Origin of the sequence: Chitinophaga sp. (assembly GCF_036569125.1) — a bacterium.
Lineage (GTDB): Bacteria > Bacteroidota > Bacteroidia > Chitinophagales > Chitinophagaceae > Chitinophaga.
The window spans coordinates 1-3,793 of record NZ_DATCRF010000778.1 but is presented as its reverse complement, the minus strand read 5'-3'; the positions used below and the strand labels follow the sequence as shown (position 1 = coordinate 3,793).

At 49.7% G+C, this 3,793-nt stretch carries 3 protein-coding genes; all 3 read right to left on the bottom strand.

Going from position 1 to position 3,793, the window contains the following annotated elements; all coding sequences use genetic code 11:
- The coding region (locus tag VIM87_RS28725; RefSeq protein WP_332000312.1) for a TonB-dependent receptor plug domain-containing protein at positions 1-1,176 on the bottom strand (1,176 nt) is incomplete at its 3' end.
- Positions 1,177-1,231: 55 nt separating this feature from the next.
- On the bottom strand, positions 1,232-2,137 hold the full coding sequence (locus VIM87_RS28720; RefSeq protein ID WP_332000311.1) for a carbohydrate kinase: 906 nt from the start codon (positions 2,135-2,137) through the stop codon (positions 1,232-1,234).
- A gap of 23 nt (positions 2,138-2,160) precedes the next feature.
- The gene (locus VIM87_RS28715; protein ID WP_332000313.1) at positions 2,161-3,507 is read right to left on the bottom strand and encodes a sugar porter family MFS transporter; all 1,347 of its coding nucleotides are present in this window, start codon (positions 3,505-3,507) and stop codon (positions 2,161-2,163) included.
- Between the last annotated feature and the right edge of the window lie 286 nt (positions 3,508-3,793).

Here is a 3,793-nt window from a genome sequence, read left to right as displayed (position 1 = left end):
GGATGAAGGCACCAGCGCATCTTTTATATAGGATGCGGAAAGGTTCTCTCCTATTTTCAGGCGGCCGTTAAAAAATGAATAATCCGTATTAAAGCGTGCTGTGAGCTTTTGCTGGTTCGTGGCTTTTACAATGCCTTTGTTGTTGTACATGCCTACGGAGAAAAAAGAGTTACCCCTTTCGCTGCCGTTGGCAACAGAGATGTTATAATTCTGCAGCAGGGATGTTTGTGCGATCTGGTCGTACCAGTAAGTATCAGCCGGGCGCATGGTTTTAGCCGCGTCAATAAATTCCGGCAGGTTTATTTTATTCAGCACCGGGTTATTATAATCGCCGTTCCAGTCATATTGGTAGATCTGGTTGTTGTTGGGATCCACATGGTCATTCACCGCAGCCTGCCAGTAGGCGCGGCCACGGCCATCTGTATTAAGCGTTTTTAGTTTTGTGCTGTAATACTGTAAAGAGGAAGAGGCATCTACCGTAATGCGGCTATAACCTTTTTTGGCTCTTTTGGTAGTAACAATAATAACGCCATTGGCTGCACGTGAACCATAGATAGTGGCAGCAGATGCATCTTTTAATACCTGGATGGATTCAATGTCGCTCTGGTTCAGCTCCTGCAACCCTCTTTTAGTAGGGATACCATCTATTACATACAGCGGATCATTATTACCCAGGGTGCCTATACCGCGTATACGTACGGTGGCGCTGCTGTTAGGATCGCCGGTGGTGGTGATGAATACACCGGGAACGCGGCCCTGTAAGGCTTTTACAGGATTGCCCAATGGAATATCTTTGATCTCTTTTACATCCACTACGGATACCGCGCCGGTAAGGTCGGCCTTTTTCTGCGTTTGATAACCGGTTACAATTACCTGGTTAAGGTCTGTAGCATTTTCTTCCATTTGAATAGAGAGGGCTGTGCTGCCTTCCCCTGCTTTCTGCGAAACAGGCTTCATGCCGATGTAGGAGAAGTTCAGCACCTCATCCGGCGCCGCCTGTATGGTAAAGTTACCATTGGCATTGGTGATGGTATTGCGGTTGCCTGCCTGCACGGTTACACCGGGCAAGGGTATGCCGCCTTGTTTGCCGGTAACCGTACCGGTGATGACGCGCTGTTGTGCAAGCCCCCAAAGGCTGCATAACAGCAATGATGTTAAGTATAACAACTTTTTCATAATGGGAATTTGTGTGATTGTAAACAGTTGTTTTTGTGATTGTCCCTGGCAATAGTTATAAGCTGTATTGTGGAATGTTAAGCAGTGCTGTTATTTCAGCCGGATCATACGCCGGGCAGCCACCCGGCCTGGATGCTACCAGCGCACCCAATGCATTGGCATAGGCCAGGCTGTAGGCGGGTGTGCAATTATTGAGCTGGCAGCTGAGAAAGCCCGCCAGGAAAGCATCCCCGCTGCCAATGGTATCGGCCACGGTTACCGGCTGCACCTCCTGGTAGCAGAACTGCTGCTGTATATATCCCATACAGCCTTTGCTGCCCAGCGTTACAATAATGGTATCTATATTAAAGCGTGCAGCCAGCGCCGTTATGCGTGCTTCGTTATTATCATAGCTGCCGTACCAGGCGCTGATCAGCTGCAGCTCTGCCACATTCAGCTTCAGCAGCTGGCAATGCTGCAGCAGCCATTCCAGCGTTTCCTGTGTGTACCAGGGTGCGCGCAGGTTAATGTCCAGCACTTTCTGCGCTTTTGTTTGCAGCGCTTTGCCCAGTGTTTCGCGGGAGGCTGCATGGCGCGCCATCAGGCTGCCGAATACCACGTATTGCAGGTGCGGCTGCTGTAACAGGCTTTCCAGCGGGGCGCTCCAGCTGATATGATCCCAGGCCACCGGGTACAGGATCTCATACTGCATATCGTTCTGCGCATCCATCCAGGCATTTACCTTACCGGTAGCATAAGTACTATCCTGCTGCACATAAGCAGTGCTGAGCTGCATTTTTTCCATGAGCTGCAGCAGGCGTTTGCCATGATCATCGTTCCCGATACGGGACACCATGGCTACCTGCTGCGAAAGTTTTTGCAGATGGTAAGCCACGTTCAGCGGCGCACCGCCGGGCAGCTCTTTATCCGGCAATACATCCCACAGTATTTCTCCCAGGCAAACGATATTGTGCTTTATCATAAGTTGTAGTTTTAAAGGTTCCGTTAATGCACTACCATGCTCACTTCTATCTGTTCCAGGGTTTGACCTTTGGTTTCCGGCATCCATTTCCACACAAATAATAATTGCAGCACCATCATCAAACAGAAGAAAAGGAAAATGTGCCCGCCGCCGATATGGCTGGCCAGGTAAGGAAAGGTGAAGGCGATCACCGCTGCCATGATCCAGTGCGTAAAGCTGCCCAGGGTTTGTCCTTTGGCGCGTACCTGGTTCGGGAAGATCTCTGAAATAAATACCCAGATCACCGCGCCCTGTGAAAAGGCGAAAAAGGCAATGTAAATAAGCAGGTAGGACACCACTGCAATACCGCCGGTATGCCGGTAAAAGGAAATGGCTACCAGCCCCAGGGTGGCAATCAGGCCTACGGTGCCAATAAGCATGAGCTGCCTGCGGCCTATGCGGTCAATAAAACGTATAGCGGTTAACGTGAAAATGAAATTCACAATGCCGATACCCACTGTTGATAATAAGGATGATCCCGCGCCTAAGCCGGACATTTCAAAAATGCGGGGTGCATAATATATTATGGCATTGATCCCGGATACCTGGTTAAACATGGCAAACAATACGGCCAGCATAATGGGCGTACGGTATTTGCCGGAGAACAGCTTTTCTTTGGGCGCACCGGCCACTGCCTGCTGCGATTGCCGGATGGTAATCATATCCTGCTCATAACCGGCGGGGTTAATGATCTGCAGGGTTTTCACGGCCGCAGCCTGCTCTTTACCCTGCAGTAATAACCAGCGCGGGCTTTCCGGCACCCAGCGCAATAACAGCAGGAACAATGCTGCAGGAAAAGCCTGGATGCCCAGCATCAGCCGCCAGGCATTTTCCCCGCCCTGCCCGCCAATGAGGTAATTGGATAAATAAGACACCAGGATGCCAAATACCACGTTGAACTGGAACAGCGCTACCATGCGGCCACGGTACTGCGCGGGCGATACTTCTGAAATATATACCGGCGCTGTTACGGAGGAGGCGCCTACTCCCAGCCCGCCTACAAAACGGCATAACAGGAACAGGTACCAGTTGGTAGCCATGGCCGTACCTATCGCAGAAACCAGGTACACGATGGCTACCAGCAATAAGGTAGCCCGGCGGCCCAGCTTATCAGAAGGCGTGCTGCCACCCAGGGCGCCCAGCACCGTACCTATTAAGGCAATGGATACGGTGAAGCCGTGCTGCATTTCCGATAAATGCCAGTATTGCTGAATATCCTGCTCCGCCCCGGAGATCACCGCCGTATCAAATCCGAATAAAAAACCGCCCAGTGCTACTACAAAGGCCCAGAAAAAAACAATGTTGCTATTCATCCTTTTGGTTGTTTTTATTTTAAGGCAGGATGGGAACCTTACCTGCTTTTTTTCCCGTGGAAGAAGAAAATCAGCCTGTCTGGTTTCATAACGCAGATCCTGTTAACGCTTCAAACCTAGCCCTTTTCCAGGGCGGCGGCATTACAGGATAGCTTCCAATGTTTTTGAAATTGTAACAGGGGTTAATTCTGCATTTGCTATTAATAATCAGGTAATTATAAATTCTCGCAAAAATATTATCATGGAGAGTTTTTCAATTTTGTATCATTGTTTTTAGAAATTAGCACCAGGTTGCCATCTTAGA

Excerpts from the sequence above, each read along its gene's own strand:
- VIM87_RS28720 (WP_332000311.1), bottom strand. The coding sequence starts at position 2,137 with ATGATAAAGCACAATATCGTTTGCCTGGGAGAAATACTGTGGGATGTA.